A 20,766-nucleotide genomic window follows, 5' to 3' on the forward strand; every position below is an offset into this window, starting at 1 on the left:
CGATCAGCGGGGCTCACGTCCGGGTCCACTTCTGCGCCGGGCTGCCGTTGCAGTCGTAGATCTGCACCTGGGTGCTGATGGCGGTGGAAGCGGCCGGCACGTCCAGGCAGCGGCCCGAGGAGGGGTTCAGGAACGAGCCGTCAGCCCGGTACTGCCAGACCTGGGCGCTGCTGCCGTTGCAGTCGTAGAGCTGGACCTTGGTGTTGTTGGCGGTGCCGGCGGCGGTGACGTCCAGGCATTTGCCCAGTGCGCGCACGGTCCCGTCCGTGCCCGTGGTCCACTGCTGGGCGTCGCTGCCGTTGCAGGTGTAGGTCTGGACGGGCGTGCTGTTGGCGGAGTTGGCCGCCTGTACGTCCAGGCACAGTGTGGAGGCCAGTGCGGAGACGATAGTTCCGGCGCCGCCACCTGGCGTCGTGGTGGTCCACACGAAGGTGGTGGAGCCTGCCGCACCGGTGCCGTCCGTCGCGGTGACAGTGACGGTGCTGGTCGCTGCGGTGGTGGGTGTGCCGGTGATGGTGCCGGTGCCGGAGTTGATGGCCAGGCCAGCGGGAAGGCCCCCTGCCGTCCAGGTCAGGTTCTGGCCGGAGGCGGAGTCCGAGGCGTGCAGGGTCAGCGCGACTGCGGAACCGGTGGGGCTGCTCATGCCCGCCGGATTGGTGACGGTCACGGTGTTGCCCGTGTTCGTCGTGGTTACGTTCAGGCTGCCGGTCAACTGCGGGCTGCCCGAGGTGTCACCGACGGCGATGGCGTAGGTGCCCGTGGCGGTGGACCAGTTGCCGGTGGCGGTGTTCCAGTAGGCCAGGGAATGCGCCGGCACGGTGAAGGTGACCTGCTTGTTCGCACCCGCCTGGAGGTCGACGCGCTGGAAGCCCTTGAGTTGCTCGCCGGGTTCTCCTGCGGCGGATGGGGCGGTGAGGTAGAGCTGGGCGACGTCGGTTCCTGCGCGGTTGCCGGTGTTGGTGACGGTGGCGGTCACGGTGGAGTTGCCGTGCGCGTCCGGCCCGCTGACGTTGAGGCCGCTGTACCCGAAGGTGGTGTAGGACAGGCCGAAGCCGAACGGGAACAGGGGGGTGATGCCCTTGGACTGGTACCAGCGGTAGCCCATGGCCAGGCCTTCGGAGTACTGGACCTGGTTGTTCTGTCCCGGCCACTGCGCGGCTGTGCTGGCGGGCACGTCGGTGAGCGACTTGGGGAAGGTGACCGGGAGTTTGCCCGAGGGGTTCACATCGCCGTAGAGCAGAGCAGCGATCGCAGTGCCTTCGCTCTGGCCGGCGTACCAGCTCTCCATGACCCCGGCCACGCTCCCGATCCAGGGCATGGTGACGGCCGATCCGGTGTTCAGGACCACAATGGTGCGGGGGTTGACGGCGGCGACGTCGGCAATCAACTGGTTCTGATCACCGGGCAGTTCGATATCCTGGAGGTCCGAACCCTCGGATTCGTCGGTTTTGGCGAAGACGACGGCCACTGCGGAGTTCTTGGCCAGCGACACGGCCTGGGTGATGGCGCTGTCGGTGTAGTTCGCCGGAGTCCAGGAGAAGCTGAGGCTGCTGCCGCCGGACTTGTTGTAGTAGTCGACCTCGACGGGCAGCGTCTGGCCCGCGGTGAGAGTGAAGCTGGCCGAGCGGCGGCTGGGCGCCTGGTCCCCCCACTGGTCGATCAGCTTTTGTCCGTTCAGGATGAGGCGGCTGCCGTCGTCGCTGGTAGTGGCGAAGGTATAGACGCCGGTCGCCGGCACCTTCAGCGTGCCGGTCCATTTCGCCGACCAGTTTGTGGCGTTGACGCCTGCGCCCGGTGAGCCGCCGTTCCACTCGAAGTCCAGGGTTGCGCTGTTGCTGGTGCGGACCGGGGTGCCGGACAGGTCGGTGTTGTTGTAGAACTGGCCGGTCAGGCCGCTGCCGCTGCCGGACGCGGGGGTCAGCGCGCTCGCCGGGACATCGGCGAGGGTGGAGGAGGTCGTGGAGCCCTGGGCGTACTGCACGTTCACGCCTGAGCCGGCGCGGGTGGCGATTCCCTGTTGGGGACTGACCACGGAGTCCGCGTGGACCGAGGCGCTGCCGCCGCCGGAGTTCTGCCAGTTGCCCAGGACGGCGACCGATCCCGAGGAGGTGGTGAGCGGGAGGATGCTGCCGGAGTTCTTCAGCAGGACGGTGCCGTTTTCGGCGATCCGGGTGGCGGTGTCGACGTGGGCGGTGGTGCTCACGTGCGTGCCGGTGGATCCGCTGGGCGCCTTGTCGAACAGGCCGAAGGTGAACATCTCGGTGAGGATGCGGCCCACCATGGTGTTCAGGGTGCTCTGCGAGACCGAGCCGTTGGCCAGGGCCGTTGTCAGCGGATCGCCGTAGTAGTCTCTGCTGCCCATTTCCATGTCCATACCGGCGTTGGCGGAGTCGGCCGTGGCATGGGTGGCGCCCCAGTCGGACGTGACGTAGCCCTGGAAGCCGAACTGGTTGTGCAGGATGGTCGTCAGCAGGTTCTTGTTCTGGCAGGCGTAGGTGCCGTTGATCGTGCTGTAGGAGCACATCACCGAGGAGGCGGCTCCCTGCTGCACCGCGGCCTGGAAGGCCGGCAGGTACAGCTCCTGGAGCGCCCGGTCACCGATGACAGCGTTGTCGGAGGGGTTGTTGCGGTTGGTCTCCTGGTTGTACACCGCGATGTGCTTGACCTGGGCCATCACGCCCTGACTCTGCACTCCGCGGATCTCCGAGGCGCCCATCGCGCCCGCCAGATAGGGGTCCTCCCCCATGGTCTCGAAGGCGCGGCCGAAGCGCGGGTCGCGGACCAGGTTCACTGTCGGGCCGAGGTCGACCTCCGAGCCCTTCCCGGCCTGCTCGGCTCCCACCACAGCGCCGTACTGCTGCTCGGCGGCGGTGTCCCAGGTGGCCGCGGCGCTGACCGCCGCGGGCATCTGCGTGACACCGGACAACCCCTCCCCCACTCCGGACGGCCCGTCCTCCAGGTCCAGTTCCGGGATGCACAGGCCCGGGATCGCCGGGACGACGCCCGCGTAGGCGCTGCTGCCGGTACCGGCGACCATGGACAGCTTCTGGTTCTGCGACATCGCACCGAGCAGTTGCGTCACCCGGTCGCCGACCGGGGCGGTCGAGCCGACCCACGGGCATGCGGCACTGGCCGCCGCAGCGGGCGCGGTCGCCGCCTGCCCGGCTATCCCGGCCGCGATCAGGGCGCCGCCGAGCGCGGCACCGAGCCATCGTCGTGCTGGCATTGAATTTCTCCTTCATGGGGGGAATGGGCGCTACAGCGCCGGAAGGTCGGCCCACATCTGGGCACCCGGTGCGTTGCAGTCGTCCAGCTGTTGGTGCCAGGCCGGGGCGCGCGCCGAGACGGCCGGCCGCAATCGGAATTACTGCGATCAGCGGACATCAACGGCCCGCACGCGGGACCAAGGCGGGCGACGCGCTCAGGCTTCCTGGCCCACCAGGTCAGCGATCAACACGTGACAGACCTCTGGCGACGCGCTGGCGCCGGCAGTGCTTTGTTTCGTCCCTGGTTGACTTATTGGAGGCGGTTCAGGTTCCGCGTCGGCTCGGGGTGGGCACGACAGCGTCGCGGCCTTCGGTGGGACGCGTCGGCACCGGCCCGATAGGGGCCGGGTGCCGCCGCGAACCGGTTCCGGCCCGCGCTGGTCCGGCTCAGACTGCCGTCAGGGTGGTCCACTTCTGCGCGTTGGTGCCGTTGCAGTCGAAGAGCTGCAACTGCGTGCCGTCCGTGGTGGAGGAGGCGGGATCGTCCAGGCACCGGCCGGACTGCGGATTGCGGTAGCCGCCGTTGTACGGCTGCCAGACCTGCGCGCCCGTCCCGTTGCAGTCGTACAGCTGGACCTTGGTGCCGTTTGCCGTACCTCCGGCAGCGGCGTCCATGCACTTGCCCAGTGTCCTGAGCGAGCCGTCGGTGTGCAGTGTCCACCACTGGGCGTCGCTGCCGTCGCAGCCCCACAACTGCACGGGGGTGCCGTTGGCGGTGGAGCTGAACGCGTCATCCAGGCACTTGCCGGTGATCCCGGACTGGACGAACCCGCCGGTGGCCACGGGTGCCTTGATCCAGCCGGCGGCGTCGGCCGCCTGGATGCCGCGGTTGAACGCAGCGGCCATCTTGACGTAGCCGCCGTCGTTCGGGTGCAGGGCGTCGGAAAGGTCGGACGGTGTCAGGGCGCTCATGTCGACGTAGGCGACGTCCTTGCCCGCGGCCTGCTCGGCCTGGACGATGCCGGGAACCGCCTGGTTGAAAGCCGGCCGGTTCGGCTCCTCGGTGGAGTTGGTGGAGACGATCAGGGAGGCGACCAGCACGGTGGCGTCGGGTACGTCGGCGGTGATCTGGTCGACCAGCGCTCGCAGCCGGCTGGTGGCCGTCGGCACCTGGTAGTTCTGGTTCAGGTCGTTGGTGCCGATCTCGAGGGTCACCACGTTGGGCCGGTCGCGGGCCAGCACGCCGTCGGTGATGCCGGCGATCTGGTCGATCCGCCAGCCCGAGTGCCCCTCGTTGTCAGGATCGGCGAGCGTGCCGTTGCGCCCGCTCCCGACGAAGTCCAGCGCGTGCCCCTCACCCGTCAACTGGTCCCACAGTGCGCCCCGGTAGCTGTTTCCGGTGCTGCTGCCCACTCCCCAGGTGATCGAGTCACCCAGCGGCATGACCCGCAACTTGGCGGGTGCGGCGGCAGCCTGCGCCGATCCCGCGCTCGCCACCGCCGGCAGCACGGCGCCCATGCTCAGCGCAGCCGTCAGCGCTGTGACAAGACCCAACATGTATCTCTTCATCACCGGTCCTCACCGTGGGGGTTAAAGCAGGCCGATCGGGCAGTTGCGCGGAGGTGCCATCGGTCGGTGGTGCAGCGGTGTGCTCGGGGTCGGCCTGGTGATGTCGTCAGCCATGCCGCTCTTCTGGAACCAGGCCCACTCGCTCCCCGTCTCGTTCACGTACGCCGTGTCACCGGAGATCCGGTTGTGCGGCGCCGAGGTCAGCGACAGGAACAACCCGACCGAGTGGGACTGGACGGCGGCGCTGACCGGCCGCCGGCCTTGGGCGCTCAGTCCCGGGCCCCGGGCGTAGCAGAACCTGTCGCGGATCACCGCGTTGACGGCGGGTGCCGCGGCGCCGAGGGCGATACTTGAAGACATCGTTGTCATGGTTGCTGTGCGGGCACGGTAACCCGCCGGGATCTCTGCACGCGCATGGGGGGCTCCTGAACCGTGTCTGATGCGGGGGGACATCATCGAATGCCGGAGAGCGCTCTCCGTAGAAGCTAGCCAGCCGTCGGAACGGCGTCAATCGTCTGGACACGTGGTCGGATGATTCGGGTCCGGATTCACTCCTGGGCCACGCAGGGTGATGGCGACGGTGTCCCCGGTCGGCGGCGACTGCCGCCGCCGGTCCGCTTCTTCGGTGCATGCCCTGGTGGGGGTGGGTGAGCCGACCATGAGCAGAGAGGTCGGGGCCACTGGCCGGGCCGCCCGCGCCGGTGGAGGGACAGCTGTACGTGACGGTCGGTCACCTCCCACCAAGTGACACCGCTGCTCCGATGTCCGTACGTATCCGCCGTCCAACTCTGTCATTTGCGTTGACAGGTGGCGAGGCGCTGCCCTTTGCTGTGCGGGATTCAACCCCCCACCGGTGCAGCAACAGCCGTGCCGCAGCCGTGCCGTTCGCACCTGGAGCCGCAATGAAGCGATGGCGTATTCCCCTGGCAAGCTGCCTCCTCCTGCTCGGAGTGGCCGCCCCCACCACCGCCGCGCACGCGGCCGCGCCGGCGGCGGTCTCCGATCCCGCCTCCCTGGTCAATCCGCTGCTGGGGACGTCCAACGGCGGTAACACCTTCCCCGGCGCGGACACCCCGTTCAGCATGGTCTCGTGGAGCCCCGACACGTCCTCCCGGCCGCCCGGCGGTAACTACGCTTACTCTGACAACGTTGTCACAGGCTTCAGCCTGAACCACATCTCCGGGCCCGGCTGCGGCGCGATGGGCGACATCCCCGTACTGCCGACCACCGGCGGGGTCGACGGCAACGCCACCGTCGGCTTCAGCCACAGCAACGAGTCGGCGAGCGCGGGCGCGTACTCGGTCAACCTCAACAACGGGGTCAACACCGAGCTGACCACCACCGCCCGTTCAGGCATGGCCCGCTTCACTTTCCCGGCGACCACGCAGGCGAACCTGCTGTTCAAGCTGAACGCGGACAAGGCCACCAACCTGCACTTCAACAGGGTCAGCAGCACCGAGGTCAGCGGCTCGGTGGACGCTGGGCTGTTCTGCGCGTCGGCGCCCTCGTACACCGCGTACTTCGACATGGTCTTCGACCAGCCGATGACCGGCAACGGCACCTTCAACGGCGGCGACTCGGTCACGTTCAACACCACCAGCAACCGCACGGTGCAGGCCAAGGTCGGCCTGTCGTACGTCTCGATCGCCGGCGCGACGGCCAACCGGGCTGCGGAGAACCCCAACTGGGACTTCAACGGCACCCGCACGGCCGCGCACAACGCGTGGAACGGCGTGCTCGGCAAGATCGCGATCAGCGGCGGCACCTCCGACCAGCAGAAGGTGTTCTACACCTCGCTGTACCACTCGCTGCTGCACCCGAACCTGCTCAGCGACAGCGACGGCAGGTACTGGGGCTTCGACCACCAGGTGCACACCGTCTCGGGCAGCCAGAAGGCCCAGTACGGCACGTACTCCGGGTGGGACATCTATCGCACCCAGGCGCAGTTGGAGGCACTGGTCGCACCTCAGCAGGCGTCCGACAGCGCGCAGTCGCTGGTCAACGACTACGCGCAGGCCGGGTTCTTCCCCAAGTGGTCGCTGAACTCCGCCGAGACCCAGGTGATGAACGGCGACCCGGGCCCGGCGATCGTCGCGGACTACTACGCCTTCGGCGCCCGGAACTTCGACACCGCGGCCGCCAAGGCGGACATGGTCAAGGAGGGCACCACGTCCAACCCGATCAGGATGGGCCTGGACCTGCAGACCAAGTACGGCTACCTGCCCTCGGACGGCTCCTACCCGCGGGACTTCTACGGCTCGGTGGCCACGCTGCTCGAGTACAGCGCGCAGGACTTCGCGACCTCCGCCTTCGCCGGCGCGCTGGGCGACACCACCACCGCGTCGCAGTTCGCGAACCGGGCGCAGGACTGGAAGAACGTCTTCAACACCGGCAGCGGCTTCATGCAGCCCAAGCAGCTGAACGGCAGCTGGAAGTCGGGGTTCAACGCAAGTAGCAGCGACCAGTTCGTGGAGGGCACGTCCTGGCAGTACACCGGGGCGGTCCCGCACAACATCCGGGGACTTGCCGACGCCATGGGCGGCAACGCCAAGTACATCAGCTACCTCGACAGCGTGCTGTCGGACTTCCACGGCTCCGGCGGTTCGCACGCCGACCTCGGCAACGAGCCGTCGATCGAACTGCCCTGGGAGTACGACTACGTCGGCCAGCCCTGGAAGACGCAGAAGATCGTCCGCCAGGTCCAGGACCAGCTGTGGCCGAACAGCCCGGCGAACTGGGGGGTCGGCAACGACGACCTGGGCACGATGAGCGCCTGGTACGTCTGGTCCGCGATGGGCTTCTACCCCGAGACCCCCGGCACCTCCGACCTGGCCCTGGGCAGCCCGCTGTTCACCAACGTCGACGTGACGCTGGGCAACGGCAGCCACCTGGTGGTCAACGCCCCGCAGGCCGCCGACAACGCCCCCTACGTACAAAGCGCCACACTCAACGGCGCGAACTGGAACAACGCCTACCTGCCGGCGAACTTCGCCACCGGCGGCGGCACTTTGAACCTCACCCTCGGCACCACCGCCAACACCAACTGGGCCACCGGCGCTTCCTCCGCGCCGCCCTCCTACAACGGCAACGGCGGCGCCAAGCCCCCGGGGCCGCCGGCCACCCGCACCGGCCCGATCACCTCCGACAACGCCGGCAAGTGCCTGGACGACAACGCCGCCTCGACAGCCGACGGCTCCCACATCCAGTCCTGGTCCTGCAACAACTCCGCCGCCCAGCAGGTCACCGTCGGCAGCGACGGCACCTTGCAGATCCTGGGCAAGTGCGTGGACGTCTCCTTCAGCGGCACCGCCAACAACACCCTTGTGCAACTCTGGGGCTGCGACGGGGCCGGCAGCCAGAAGTGGACCTACAACTCCGCAACGAAGGCCCTGGTCAACCCGCAGTCCGGCCGCTGCCTCGACATCCCCAACTCCAGCACCACCGACGGCACCCAGCTGCAGATCTTCGACTGCAACAACACCAACGCGCAGCGCTGGAACCTCCCCTCCTGACCGCTCCCCTCCCCCCACAAGAGGTGGAAGACCAATGAATCCCTCCACGCTCAAAAGATGGTCGGCACGGGCGGTGATCGCCGTACTCGGCCTGCTCCTGCTGATCCCCAATACCGTCAGCGCTCAGGCCGCACCGACCCCGGCCGCCAGCAGCATCGCGGTCCTGATGAAGTCCTACGACGCGAACAACGGACTGATCGACACCAAGGGCTGGTGGACCTCGGCGGTGTCGCTGAGCACCGTGGAAACATACGAGCAGACCACCGGCGACCGCAGCTACGACTACGCCATCACCGGCGCGTACGCAAAGCACAGCAACTTCACCAACGACTACATCGACGACACCGGCTGGTGGGCCCTGGCCTGGCTCCAGGCCTACGACCTCACCGGCAACACCAACTACCTGAACATGGCCAAGACCACCACCAACTACATGCACAACTACTGGGACTCCACCTGCGGCGGCGGCGTCTACTGGAGCACCGCCAAGCAGTACAAAGCCTCGATCGCCAACGAACTCTTCCTCGCCGCCACCGCCGGACTGCACAACCGCATCGCCGGTGACACGACCTATGGCGGCTGGGCCACCTCCGAGTGGAACTGGTTCAAGAACTCGGGCCTCATCAGCGGCAACCTCGTCCGCGACGGGCTCAACGTCCCCAACTGCACACTCAGCACAGCGAACTACTCGTACAACCAGGGCGTCATCCTCCAAGGACTGGCCGAGCAGTCCCGCGCCACCGGCGACACGTCGCTGCTGACCACCGCGACGTCCATCGCCACTGCCGCGGTCGCGCGCTTCAACCACAACGGCGTGCTCTACGACGGCTGCGAGCCTAACTGCACCGGCGACGGCTCCGCGTTCAAGGGCATCTTCGCCCGCTACCTGCGCGCCCTGGCCACCGCCGCGAAGACCACGCAATACGACTCGTTCCTCACCACCACGGCGAACTCCATCGTGGCCAACGACACCAATAGCTCCGGCCAACAGGGCAACTCCTTCATCGGCCCGTTCGCCCTGTGGACACCCACCACCCAGGCAAGCGCAGCCGAGGCCCTGGTCGCAGCCCTCGGCGGAAGCGGCACACCGCCGGCCACCCGTACCGGCGCGATCACGTCCGACAACGCCGGCAAGTGCATCGACGACAACGCCGCTTCTACCGCCGACGGCTCCCACGTCCAGATCTGGACCTGCAACAACAGCGGCGCCCAGCAGGTCACCGTGGCCTCCGACGGCACCTTGCAGATCCTGGGAAAGTGCCTGGACGTCGCCTTCGGCGGTACCGGGAACAACACCCTGGTGCAACTCTGGGGCTGCGACGGCACCGGCAGCCAGAAGTGGACCTACAACTCCGCCACCAAGGCCCTGGTCAACCCCCAGTCCGGCCGCTGCCTGGACATCCCCAACTCCAGCACCACCGACGGCACCCAACTGCAGATCTTCGACTGCAACAACACCAACGCCCAGCGCTGGAACCTCCCCTCCTGACACGGAGGAACGGCACACCTCATACGCGATGATCGCCGGCCTGGCGCTGACCAACAGCGCCAGGCCACAGCGTCGGCTCTGCTTCGGACTCCCCAGCCTGTCGGCCGAACCCAGCCCGACATGCGTGTGACTCAGCAACCGCTGCCAGCCGTTCACATGGACTAAGACCCCCGACGGGATCCTCGAGCACACAATCTCCAAGCGTCGAAAAACGTCATTCACATGGCACGGGAAGAAGCCGCCGAGTATTGACGGAGGCCCGCCAAGCAAGTATTCAGGAGAGCGCTCTCCCAACACCCGGCGACCTCAAAGTGCACGATCCAGACCTACTCCGACAACGTTGTCATTAGAAGGGTGTTCATGCCTCTCAATCGTTTCCGCAGGCACCGACGGGTGCCTGCTGCCGGCGCCGTGCTCGGTCTGCTGGGTGCGCTGATCGCGTCCGGTGCTCTTGCGGCGCCTGCAGCCCACGCCGCGTCGTCCAGCGTCGTCGACGGCAGCGCCCGTTTCGAGGTGCTGAGTCCGACGTTGGTGCGGCTGGAGTACGCCGGGGACGGCGCGTTCCAGGACGGCACGACGTTCAACGTCGTCAACCGGAACCTCCCCGCTGCCGCGTACACCACGGATGTGACGTCCGACGGCTACCGCGAGATCAAGACCAGCGGGCTGACGCTGCGCTACAAGCAGGGCAGCGGACCGTTCACCGCGGCGAACCTGTCTGTGACGCTGGCCGGCACCGGTGTCAACGCGAAGCCCGCATTTCCCTCGTACTGCGCGGTGGGCGCCGCTTGTGAGGCGGAGAACGATCTGTTCTCCGGCAAGGCGGCCGTCGCGTACGACCACGGGGGGCACACCGGATCCGGGTTCGTCGCGGGCTTCGAGCAGACCGGCGCCGGTCTCGCGCAGGACGTCTCGGCAGTCCCCTCCACCGGCACCTACCGGCTCCAGGTGCGCTACTCCAACGGGTACTCCACGGTCGCGGGCTTGTCCACCACCGTCAACGGCGCAGCCGGCCCCGCACTGAGCTTCCCGCCCACCTCCTCGTGGGAGACCTGGTCCACCACCTCCGCCACAGTGAATCTGACCGCCGGCACCGACACCCTGCGCCTGGCGCAGAACGCGGGCGACACGGGCAAGGTCAACATCGACAGCATCGCCGTGACCCCGGTCGCCACCACCGCCTACCCGGCAGCGTCGACCAACCTGACCACCACCGGTTACGGCGCCGGCCCGACGAGCGTGCTGGGCGGCTGGTACCGGTCGTTGGACAACCCCGGGCTGCCGGTGCCCGAGCACCCCGGGATCCTGGACCGCGACGGCTGGTACCTGCTGGACGACACCCGCACCGCGCTGCTCGGCGCCGACCACACCGTCACCGACCGCCCCTCCCACGGCGCCCAGCCGTACCAGGACGGCTACTTCTTCGGCTACGGCCAGAACTACAAGCAGGGCCTGTCCGACCTCAACGCGCTGACCGGCGGGACGAATCTGCTGCCACAGTCCGCGTACGGAGTCTGGTACTCGCGGTACTCGGCCTACTCGGCCGCCGACTACCAGAACACGCTGCTGCCGACATTCCGCAGCACCCGTACCCCGATCGACTGGCTGGTGGTGGACACCGACTGGAAGGCCCCGAACAACTGGAACGGCTGGAACTGGAACACCAGCCTATTCCCCGACCCCCAGGGCTTCCTGAACTGGACCAAGCAACAGGGCCTGTCGGTGTCCATGAATATCCACCCGACGATCGACAAGAACGACCCGAAGTTCGCCGCCACCAACAGCGCGGCCGGCGGCCTGGCCCTTCTCAGCGGGACCACCTACAAGTTCGACTGGTCCAACCCGAAGCAGCTTTCCGCCTACCTCGCCCTGCACCAGCCCTACGAGCAGCAGGGCACCCGCGCCTGGTGGCTGGACGACTGCTGTGACTCCAGCGCCTCCGACCCGCACGTCGCCGCCGACAACCTGCTCAACCAGGCATACGCCGACGACGGGACCGCCAAGGGCCTGCGCGGTTTCGCCTTCGCCCGCATCGGCACCTCTCCGCCTAACGGCTTCGCCAGCAACTTCCCCATCGGTCCCTGGTCGGAGCGGCGCAACACCCTCCAATTCACCGGGGACACCCCTCCCAACTGGGACATGCTGGCCTACGAGGCCCGCTTTACCGCTGATGAGGCCGCCGCCGGTCTGAGCAACGTCAGCCACGACATCGGCAGCTTCCACGGCGGCCACCTCGCCGACGACCTGTACGCGCGCTGGATGCAGTTCGGGGTGTTCCAGCCGGTCGACCGGATGCACTCCGACCACGGCGACCGCCTGCCGTGGAACTACACCGGCGCCGCCGCGGCCAGCGCCGAGTCCTCGCTGCGGCTACGCGAGGCCCTGGTGCCCTACACCTACACCCTCGCCCAGCAGGCCAACGCCACCGGCGTGCCGATCGTGCGGCCGATGTACCTGGACTACCCGGCGCAGGACGCCGCGTACACCGCCACGGGTGAGTACCTCTACGGGCCGGGCGTCCTCGTCGCACCGATCACCACGCCGAACGACGCCGGCGGCAACGGCTCGGCATCGGTGTGGGTGCCGCCGGGCAGCTGGACCGACTACTTCACCGGCCAGACCTACACCGGCCCGACGACCGTCACCATCACCGCCCCGCTCTCGCGGATGCCGGTCCTGATCAAGAGCGGCGGCATCATGCCGACCCGCACCGACTACGTCGACAACCAGGCTCAGAGCCCGCTGACCAAACTCACCGTCAACGTCGCCGCCGGCGCCGACGGCACCTTCTCGCTCTACTCCGACGCCGGCGAGGGCAACGACTACAAGACCGGCAAGTCCACCAACGCGCATCTGTCCTGGAACGACACCACACACACCCTGGCCATCGGCGCCCAGAGCGGCGGCTTCAGTGGCGCCCCGACCTCCCGCGCCTACACCCTGCGGCTGTCCAACTCCGCCGCACCGACCGCCGTATCCGTCGACGGCGTCCAGGTGCCCGAGACTGACTGGTCGTGGAACGCCAACCATCGCACCGTCACCGTCACCACCGCCGCGCTGCCCCTCACCTCGGCCCACACCGTCGCGCTCACCGGCAGCGCCACCGCCAACCCCACCGGCGGCGAGGTGATCGGCGCCGGCGGGCAGTGCCTGGACGTCAACGGCGGCAACACCGCCGACGGCACCACCCTCCAGCTGTGGGGCTGCAACCACACCGCCGCCCAGACCTTCGCCCACCCCACCGACAACACCCTGCGCGTACTGGGCAAGTGCGTGACCGTCACCGGCGGCGCCACCGGCAACAACGCACAGGCCAGCCTGGCCGGCTGCACCGGGACCGGATCCCAGACCTGGACCCACCGCACCGATGGCACCCTGGTCAACACCGCCTCCGGCCGCTGCCTCGACGTACCCGGCGGCACCACCACGCCCGGCGCCGTACAGCTCCAGATCTACGACTGCAACGGCTCGCCCGCGCAGGTGTGGAAACTACCCCCCGGACCGCTGACCGGACCGGCCGGCCTGTGCGCCGACGTGGTCAACGCCGACCCGTCACCCACCGCCCCTCTCCAGCTCTACAACTGCAACGGATCCGACGCCCAGCGCTTCTCCGCCCCCGGCGACCAGACCCTGCACGTCTTCGGCAAATGCCTGGACGTGGCGGCCGGCGCCACCGCCAACGGCACCCCCACCCAACTGTGGGACTGCAACGGCACCGCCGCCCAGACCTGGGTCACCCGCCCCGACGGCACATTGTTCAACCCCCAGTCCGGCCGCTGCCTCGACGACAACGGCAACAAGCAGCAGGCCGGCGACGCCCTCCAGATCTGGGACTGCAACAACACCACCGCACAGCGCTTCACCCTCGGCTGACACCGCTCACGGCGTGGCCGCCACCCTCCGGTGGCGGCCACGCCCGCACCAACCGTTCAGTGATAGAGCCGACACTGATATCACCATTGCCTGGATTGACAGCAGTACATCGGACCTACTTGCACGCGGACGCGGCCGTAGATCGCCAACTAGATCCCCCGGAACATCGATCGCGGCTGAGTGATGGTCCTGCGGCCCATAGGCTCGGGGTATGACCGACTCGCCGATGCCCTCCCCGCCGTACCCGTCGCCGGAAAGCCCACTGCTCCGGGTGATCGTCGGTAACGCCATCGCCTCTGTGGAGAGCGGCGAAACCGACTGGAAGGAAGCGGTCCTCCACGCCGCTGTGCACGGCTGGTACGAAGGCCACATCGAAGGCGAGGACACCTGCCCCGGCTGCGACTTCCGGGGCCAGCTTCCCAAGGGCACTGCCCGGGGCTGATCAACGCCGGAAAAAGGCAGGAGCGCCACCACTGTGCTGGTGGCGCTCCTTGCCGCTGGCTCGTTCCCTCTTGGCTACGCCAGGTAGATGCCGGCGAAGGAGCCGTCGAAGCCGGCGGCGGTCATGGCCTGTTCGAGGCTGGGGTAGTTGGTCCAGTTCGGGTTGGTGAGCAGGGCGTCGAAGTCCGCCCGCGGATTTCTGGTTCGAGCCACTGGTTGCCGCAGCGGCAGCGGATCCAGACGTTGCAGCCGTGGTTGATCAGGATCCAGTCGCGGCGTGCCTGGCAGGCCGAGCACATGACGGGGATGCCACGCAACGCCAGTTCCTGCGGGTGGCCGGTGAACCGGGTCGTGCCGCGAACGGTGGGCGGCTCGGTTTCGTACTGGAGCTGCCGCAGCGGGTCTCCGCCGACAGGCAGGGGCGACGGAGTGACAGCGGGGGCCGCTTGCTGGTGGGTGGTTCTGAGCACGAGCGTCATCTCCCGTTCGAGGTCCTTCCATTCCATCCATAACAGCAGGTGGGAGCGTTGTCCAGGGCTTTTTGACTTCGGGGTTCAGCGTCGGGGCGGGCGGTTGCGGGGGTCGGAGGCAGCCGGGCTGGGTATTGCCGGGTGTGTGGTCCGGGGGGCTGGGGGTTTGATGCGGGCGGTGCCGGCTTGCGGGTTGCGGGCGGGCTCGGCGGGATATGCGGGGAGGTTGGCCAGGCGGCGCAGGCGCCAGAGGATGACGTCGTTGACGTTCTCGGCGGTGTCGAGTTCGCGCATGTCGATGGCCTGCTGGAGCAGGGCTTGGGGGTCGTGGCCGGCCTGTTCGATCTCGGCCAGGATGGCGGCAAGCGCGACCGTGTCCGCAGACGGTGCTGCGGAGACGCCGTGGTCGGGGAGGGCGGCGCGCAGGGTCGTCTCATACCCGCGGCGTTGGGCTTCGGGAAGGGCACCGCCTTTGGCGTGCAGGGCCTTCATGGGTGCTGCCGCGGCATGGCGGTAGGCGGCGCGCAGGTGCTGGGCGGTCCGGCGGGAGGCTTCGGCTTGCTGGGCGTGTCCGCGGGCGGAGTGCCAGCGGGCGGCGGCGATGGCGGCCAGAACCAGGGTGGACAGCAGCATCGCGGTGGCGCCGCCGTCCTCGCCCCGGCCCAGGGCGCCGCCGGCCTGGATGATGCCCCGGGCGGCGGAGCGCAGGGCGCGGATGTCGGCTTGTTCGGCGCGGATGTGACTGCGGGTGGCGCGTTCGAAGGAGCGGGCGGCGGCGGCCAGCTCGGCGCGGGTGGCGACCGGGGAGGTCTGGGCGACGGCGTCCAGGACTTCGCCGATTCCGACGAGCTGGGCTGCGGCCTCGCCGTCGTCGTCGCTGTCCAGGAGAACGACGGCGCGCTCGGCGATCCCGGACGCGGCTCGGCGGCCACAGGCAGGCGCTGACCAGTTGGTCCGGGCACCACCGGTTCGTGGCGATGCGTCCTGGTCGGGGGTGCCGCCTGCGAGGCGGAGGCGGATGCGGGGCAGGGAGAGGTCGGCTGCCAAGGTGGAGCCCGCGAACCAGATGGGTTCACCCTTGGCGTTGCGGTCGCCGGGCAGGGCCACCGCGTAGCCGAGGACGTCCCCGGACGAGCCCAGGGTGGGTTTGACCCGTAGGCCCTTGTCCTTCATCCGGGTGAAGAACTCGGCTTCATCAGCGGCTCCGGCCAGTGCCTGGCGGACGGCTTCGCGGAGCGTCTCGCGCGGAGTCTCGTCCCGGCCGGTGCGCTCGGCTTTGAACCGTTCCTGGCTGGTGGGGGTTTTGGCGGCGGTGCCGTCGCCGGGGGTTAGCTGGCGCAGGCCGTAGTCCTTTTCTATCTGGCGGGCTTCGGCCTGTGCCTTGCGCTGGTCGAACTTCAGGCCGGCGCGGCGGCCGTCCTGGCGTACCAGGGTGGCGGCGATGTGGATGTGGTCCTGCGCGTGGCGGACTGCCACCCACCGGCACGCGGCGGTGTCGCCTTCGGGAGCGATACCGACGGCCTGGACGATGCGGCGGGCGATGGCTGCCCAGTCGTTGTCGTCGAGGTGCCGGTCGCCGGGGTCGGCGCGCACCGAGCAGTGCCAGAACGTCGTGTCCGGCGCCCGGTCCCCGAGGGCTTTGACCGGCTGGTCGAGCTGGGCGGCGAGCTGGGCGACAGTGTGGTGAGGGTTGCGGCCGGGGTCGGGGGCGTAGTCGTTCCAGGACGCGACCAAGTGCTGGTCGGTGTGCTCGTCCCGTTTGCCGGCACCGAACAGGTACCGGACCAGGCCGTACGTGCTGCGGGTGCCGTACCGGATCTTGGGGATCACCGGCGGACCAGCCAGGCCACCGCGTCATCCACTGTGGCCAGTACGGTGTCGATGCGGTGCAGGAGCTGTCGCAGGTCGCCAGCGGGCTGCCCGCCGGTGTTCAGGAAGTGGGCGACCTGGTTCAAGTTGTTGCCGACGGCGGCGAGCTGCCGGTTGGACTCCATCAGCTCCTGCACCCCACGCCGGTAGTCCGCGACCGCGGCAGTGGGGTTGACGCTGGATGCGGCAGCGAGGGTGGCGGCGGCTGCGTAACCACCGGGGGCGAGGTCGGCAGCGAGGGCGGCTTGCTGGACAGCGGTCCATTCGGCTTCGCTGAAACGCAGGCTGGTGCAGGTACGGCGCTGGGCGCTGTGGCGCGGACGTCGTCGGCGTGACGCGACGCGAATGGCGGGGTTCGACGGCAGTTGTTCCTCCCCCGACGGCACCCCTGGGCCGTCTTCCCGTTCGGCAGCAAGCACCCCCGGGCCTGCTGCCGAACGGGAAGCTCCCGCCCCCTTGGGGGCGGGAGCGGGGTTAGCAGTGCTTACCCCACAACTTGCTCCGCCAGGAGCCGAGATGGCCTCACGCTGCTGTCCGGACGTGCTGGGCGACGTGTCGTTGGCGCTCACCGGTCCGACTCCGCTTCCTGCTGGTGGACCTCGCGCAGGATGTCCTCGACGAAGTCCATCGCCAGGACCGGGTGGTGCAGGGTCCACTGGCGGCTGTGACGCCTCTTCTGCACGACCCAGGTGGTGTCCGGGCCTGCTTCGGCGCGGTGGAGGTGGCCTTCCCGAACCAGGACGGTCAGCCAGGTCTCCACTTCGGTGGACGTGGCAGGGTTGGTGCGCATGATGGTGCTCTCCAGTCGGTCGGAGGAAATCGGAAGGTGGCTGTTCGGGGGTGGGTGACCGGGCCGGGTTGTCCGGCCCGGTCACGCGAGCTGGTGGTGCGGGGTCAGTCCCGGGAGGTGGTGAGCGGCTCGTCGCGCTGCTCGCGGAGCTGGGCCATCAGCGCGGTCAGCGTGTCGCTGGACAGCGGGATGCGTTGGCCCCGGATGGCCTGGGCGACGACCTGGCGGGTCAGCTTGTCCTGGGCTTTGACCGCTGACCGGGCGATCTCCAGCAGCTCCTGGGTGTCCAGGTCAGGACGCGGGTCACCGGCTCTGCGGGGCTCGCGGTCACTGACCGGCGCGGGAGTGACCGGCAGGTCAGTGACCGGCGGGTGACGGACCGGGTGGGCGCTGACGGGCGCGGTGGCGGCCGGTCGGTCACTGACCGCTGGGCCGCTGTCCGGCTGACCGCCCAGGTCAGCAGCCTGGTGTGCCTGGTTGCGGGTGCCGGGGTGACCGGTGACCGGGCGGCCGTCGCCCACCGGGTCACCTGCCCCGGTCAGTGACCGGACCGGCGCGGTAGGCAGTTCCCCGGTCACCCGGGACGGGTCGGTCGGCGTGCTGACCGGCTGACCGGCACCGGCCTGACCGGCGCCCGGTGACCGCTGACCGCCTTGGTGGTGACCGGGGCGGTCAGCCTGGTCGGTTCGGTCGGCGTGGTTGTCCGGGCCCCGGGCGATGAGGATGTACAAGTGGACCGCTCCGGCCAGGGCCAGCGGGGCGACGGTGGACAGGTAGGCGACCACGGTGTCGCCGAGCTGCAGCCCGCCGGCCGGGGCAGTCTGGTTGAGGCGGACCGCGTGCAGCGCGTTGGCCCACACGCTGACCCCGGTCGCGGTGCCGACAAGCGTTCAGACGTAGAGGCGGGCGCGCAGCGGGGCGGTGCGCAGGACGAGCAGCGCGCGGATGCCGTAGGCGATGAAGCCGTCGACGACCAGGGGGAAGAGCCAGCACAGGGCGGGGCGGATGTGGATGGCGATGGCCATCTGCATCAGCGCGCTGGCCGACAGGGCGCATCCGGCTCCGCCGAGGATGATGACGGCCAGGCGGTCCCAGCCGGTGACGAGCGCCGTCGTCGGCGCGGTGTCGGGGTTCACGCCGCTGTCCCGAAGTCGTCGCGGTCCCGGGTCTGACCGCCGTGCTCGGGCGGGGGGCTGGTGGGCGTGGTGGTTCCCAGGTCGCGGTGGCAAAGGGCCTGGCGGGTCTCGCGGTAGCGCTTCAGCGCGGTCTCCTCGTCGATCTTAAGGATCCAGGCCAGGCGGCGGGCGGGCAGGCCGTGACGGTAGGCAGCGTGGATGACGGCTTGGCGCTCGGCGGAGGTGAGGTGGATGTCGCGTCCGGCGACGGCTGCGTTGACGCGGGAGTAGTCCAGGCGGTGCGGCAGCCGGGTGTGCATCGGGGCGCGTTCCTGCTCGGTCAGCCCGCCTCGGATGCCGTGGGTGTCGGCGTTCTCCAGGGCTGCGTCCAGGCATGTCTGGCGGACCGGGCACTGGTTGCACAGGGCCTTGGCGGCGCGGATCTTGTCCATCTCCTCGGGGTCGGGGAAGAAGAGTTCGGGGTCCACCGGGTGGTACTCGGTGGGCTGGCAGACCGCCTGGTTCTGCCAGCTCTGGTCCCCCAGGCAGCGGTGGTGGGCCGGGGTGGTCGTCGTGCTGGGCATGCGCGGTGTGCTCCGATCGCTCTCCGCGCGCAAGGTGGGCGTCGGCGGAGGTGCCTGGTCGGGAAGTTGGTGGGGCGGCGCGCTGGGGGCGGGCCCGGCAGAGGGCCGCCTGACCGGAGGTCAGGCGGCGCGGATGCGTCTGCGGTCGACCGGTTCGAACTCGACCCGGCTGGTCATCTGGGTGAGCCTGCTGGCGACGCGGTCGCCGACGTAGGTGCGCAGGTCGCTGATGCGCAGATTGGTGGTGATCAGCGTCGGCAGGAGATGGTTGTACCGGCGGTTGACCAGCCGGTAGGTGATCTCCTCGGTCCACTCCGACGCCTTCGCCGCGCCGAGGTCGTCCAGGATCAGCAGCGGCACCCGGGACACCGCCGCCAGCTCCCGCTCGGTGTCCGCCCCGACGCGGGGGCGCAATTCGGCGTACAGGTCGGCGGCCGTCGTCGCCCGCCACCGCACCCCGACGCCCGCCCCGACCAAAGCCCGCAGCGCGCCGTACGCCTGGTGGGTCTTGCCCGCGCCGACCACTCCCGCCATCAGCAGCGACGGCCCCGTGGCCACCTGCCGCCGCGCGCCGATGCCCGGGGCGACCGCCTGTGCGGCGACCTCCCGGCACCAGGCCAGGACCTGCGGATGGTCGGCCACCGCGTCCCGGTAGCGCGGCAGCACCGCGGCCCGCAGGGCGTCCAGCGGCGCGTACGGCTCCGGCGCGCCCACCGAGGCGGCGACCACGGTGCCCGGGTCGATGTTCCGGGCGGCCAGGATCCGAGCCATCCGGCCGAGCGTTCCGGCCCCGCCAAGGGTCTGCGGTTCACGGGTTCGGGTGCGCATCACAGCTCCTCGGCGTAGGCGGTGGCCGCGTCGACCGGATTGGTCCACGCGGTGTGAGCGGGCACGTTAGGCCGGAATCCCGGACGGGCCAAACCGGCGGCGGGCGGGTTCATGGCGTCGTTGACCAGGCTCGGCAGCCGCGAGGGGTGGCCCTGGATCTCGCCGAAGCGCCGCAGCCCCGCCCGCACGTGCTCCACCGCAATGCCCTCGGCCAGGAGCTTCTTGATCACCCGGCCCAGGTGACCGACCACGTCTTCCGGCGGGCGCTGGTCGCACGAGGCGACGTACTCCCCGACGAGCTGGGCGGTCGAGACGCTGCCCGCGTCGGGCGCATCGCGCCCCGTAGGGAAGAAAGATCCAGGATCCAAGATCCTAGATCCAGACCCCGAGGGTTCCCCGACCTTTCCGGGAGCCTTCCGGGAGGGTTCGGCGAATCCCGTCTGACCTGCGGTTTTGTCAGCGGTCTCCCGGTGGGTGCTGTCGGTGGTCCCGGCGGTGTCCTGTGCGGGCGCGGGGGCGTCCCGGGCGGGCGCGGGAGGGGTCGGCGCGGGCTGCGTGGGCGGTTCGGGGGTTCCCCGAGGGTTCTCCGAACCCTCCGGGAGGTCTCCGGGAGCCTTCGGAGAGGTATCGGGGCGCTCGGTGCAGGGGCCCTTGCAGACCCCGCACCGCTGCGGCTCGCACGTCGGGCATGCCGGGAGCCGGGACTGGGAGGGGGTGTCGATCTTCTGGTGCTTGAACCAGGTCGGGTAGTGGAAGTAGCGCTTGCCGTCGCACCCGGTGTACCGGCAGATCGCCCCGGCGTTCTCGAGCTGGGTGAGGTCGTCCTCGACCTGGACCGCGCCGTGCTCGGCACGCAGCGGCCAGATGATGCCGAAGATGATCGCCGCGTTGTCGCGGTGCCGGCCCCAGTCGTCGGCCATGTTGGTCATCGCCAGGAAGGTGACCATGGCGGGGATGCTGACCTCGGCGAGCGTCTCGGACGTCCAGGTCTCGGGCTTGATGGTCCGTATTCGCGGCACG

Annotated in this window: 16 protein-coding genes; 4 read left to right on the forward strand and 12 right to left on the reverse strand. The window is 69.3% G+C overall.

Features of this window, described 5'->3' with window-relative positions; all coding sequences use genetic code 11:
- Window positions 1-13: 13 nt before the first annotated feature.
- The 3 genes from V2S66_RS16980 to V2S66_RS16990 form a co-directional block, all read right to left on the reverse strand.
- Entirely contained in the window at window positions 14-3,226 is a 3,213-nt protein-coding gene (locus V2S66_RS16980; RefSeq protein ID WP_330796297.1) for a glycoside hydrolase family 3 C-terminal domain-containing protein, read from the reverse strand.
- A gap of 427 nt (window positions 3,227-3,653) precedes the next feature.
- Window positions 3,654-4,775, reverse strand: coding sequence for a ricin-type beta-trefoil lectin domain protein (locus V2S66_RS16985; protein WP_330796299.1), 1,122 nt, complete (start codon window positions 4,773-4,775; stop codon window positions 3,654-3,656).
- Between the two features lie 21 nt (window positions 4,776-4,796).
- On the reverse strand, window positions 4,797-5,135 hold the full coding sequence (locus tag V2S66_RS16990; RefSeq protein ID WP_330796300.1) for a hypothetical protein: 339 nt from the start codon (window positions 5,133-5,135) through the stop codon (window positions 4,797-4,799).
- A gap of 542 nt (window positions 5,136-5,677) precedes the next feature.
- Here V2S66_RS16990 and V2S66_RS16995 point away from each other — a divergent pair.
- From V2S66_RS16995 to V2S66_RS17010, 4 genes are all read left to right on the forward strand, one after another.
- A complete protein-coding gene (locus V2S66_RS16995) occupies window positions 5,678-8,287 on the forward strand; it encodes a lectin (protein WP_330796302.1) in 2,610 nt (869 codons plus the stop codon).
- A 34-nt stretch (window positions 8,288-8,321) separates the two neighbouring features.
- A complete protein-coding gene (locus V2S66_RS17000; protein WP_330796304.1) occupies window positions 8,322-9,776 on the forward strand; it encodes a glycoside hydrolase family 76 protein in 1,455 nt (484 codons plus the stop codon).
- A 360-nt stretch (window positions 9,777-10,136) separates the two neighbouring features.
- On the forward strand, window positions 10,137-13,649 hold the full coding sequence (locus V2S66_RS17005; RefSeq protein WP_330796306.1) for a ricin-type beta-trefoil lectin domain protein: 3,513 nt from the start codon (window positions 10,137-10,139) through the stop codon (window positions 13,647-13,649).
- A 211-nt stretch (window positions 13,650-13,860) separates the two neighbouring features.
- Window positions 13,861-14,091 carry a hypothetical protein gene (locus V2S66_RS17010; protein ID WP_330796308.1) on the forward strand — a complete coding sequence of 77 codons (231 nt, stop codon included), beginning with the start codon at window positions 13,861-13,863 and terminating at the stop codon, window positions 14,089-14,091.
- A gap of 74 nt (window positions 14,092-14,165) precedes the next feature.
- On the opposite strand, the gene V2S66_RS17015 is transcribed toward V2S66_RS17010, so the two are convergent.
- From V2S66_RS17015 to V2S66_RS17050, 9 genes are all read right to left on the reverse strand, one after another.
- Complete coding sequence (locus tag V2S66_RS17015; RefSeq protein WP_330796309.1) at window positions 14,166-14,303, reverse strand: hypothetical protein; 138 nt, start codon at window positions 14,301-14,303, stop codon at window positions 14,166-14,168.
- A 341-nt stretch (window positions 14,304-14,644) separates the two neighbouring features.
- Window positions 14,645-16,390 carry a relaxase/mobilization nuclease domain-containing protein gene (locus V2S66_RS17020; protein WP_330796311.1) on the reverse strand — a complete coding sequence of 582 codons (1,746 nt, stop codon included), beginning with the start codon at window positions 16,388-16,390 and terminating at the stop codon, window positions 14,645-14,647.
- Complete coding sequence (locus tag V2S66_RS17025) at window positions 16,387-16,848, reverse strand: MobC family plasmid mobilization relaxosome protein (RefSeq protein WP_330796312.1); 462 nt, start codon at window positions 16,846-16,848, stop codon at window positions 16,387-16,389. The genes V2S66_RS17020 and V2S66_RS17025 overlap by 4 nt, the downstream gene beginning before the upstream one ends.
- Before the next feature lie 146 nt (window positions 16,849-16,994).
- Window positions 16,995-17,219, reverse strand: a complete 225-nt coding sequence (locus V2S66_RS17030; protein ID WP_330796314.1) for a hypothetical protein — start codon at window positions 17,217-17,219, stop codon at window positions 16,995-16,997.
- A gap of 104 nt (window positions 17,220-17,323) precedes the next feature.
- On the reverse strand, window positions 17,324-18,079 hold the full coding sequence (locus tag V2S66_RS17035; protein ID WP_413966413.1) for a hypothetical protein: 756 nt from the start codon (window positions 18,077-18,079) through the stop codon (window positions 17,324-17,326).
- Window positions 18,080-18,109: 30 nt separating this feature from the next.
- Window positions 18,110-18,355, reverse strand: coding sequence for a DUF2637 domain-containing protein (locus V2S66_RS34530; protein ID WP_413966414.1), 246 nt, complete (start codon window positions 18,353-18,355; stop codon window positions 18,110-18,112).
- Window positions 18,352-18,918, reverse strand: a complete 567-nt coding sequence (locus tag V2S66_RS17040) for a WhiB family transcriptional regulator (protein WP_330796316.1) — start codon at window positions 18,916-18,918, stop codon at window positions 18,352-18,354. Before V2S66_RS17040 ends, V2S66_RS34530 begins: the two co-directional genes overlap by 4 nt.
- A 120-nt stretch (window positions 18,919-19,038) precedes the next feature.
- Complete coding sequence (locus V2S66_RS17045; protein ID WP_330796318.1) at window positions 19,039-19,746, reverse strand: ATP-binding protein; 708 nt, start codon at window positions 19,744-19,746, stop codon at window positions 19,039-19,041.
- Window positions 19,746-20,765 carry a hypothetical protein gene (locus V2S66_RS17050; RefSeq protein WP_330796319.1) on the reverse strand — a complete coding sequence of 340 codons (1,020 nt, stop codon included), beginning with the start codon at window positions 20,763-20,765 and terminating at the stop codon, window positions 19,746-19,748. The genes V2S66_RS17045 and V2S66_RS17050 overlap by 1 nt, the downstream gene beginning before the upstream one ends.
- Window position 20,766: the final 1 nt, after the last annotated feature.

The sequence above is a fragment of the Actinacidiphila polyblastidii genome (assembly GCF_036353415.1).
In the GTDB taxonomy this organism is placed as follows: domain Bacteria; phylum Actinomycetota; class Actinomycetes; order Streptomycetales; family Streptomycetaceae; genus Actinacidiphila; species Actinacidiphila polyblastidii.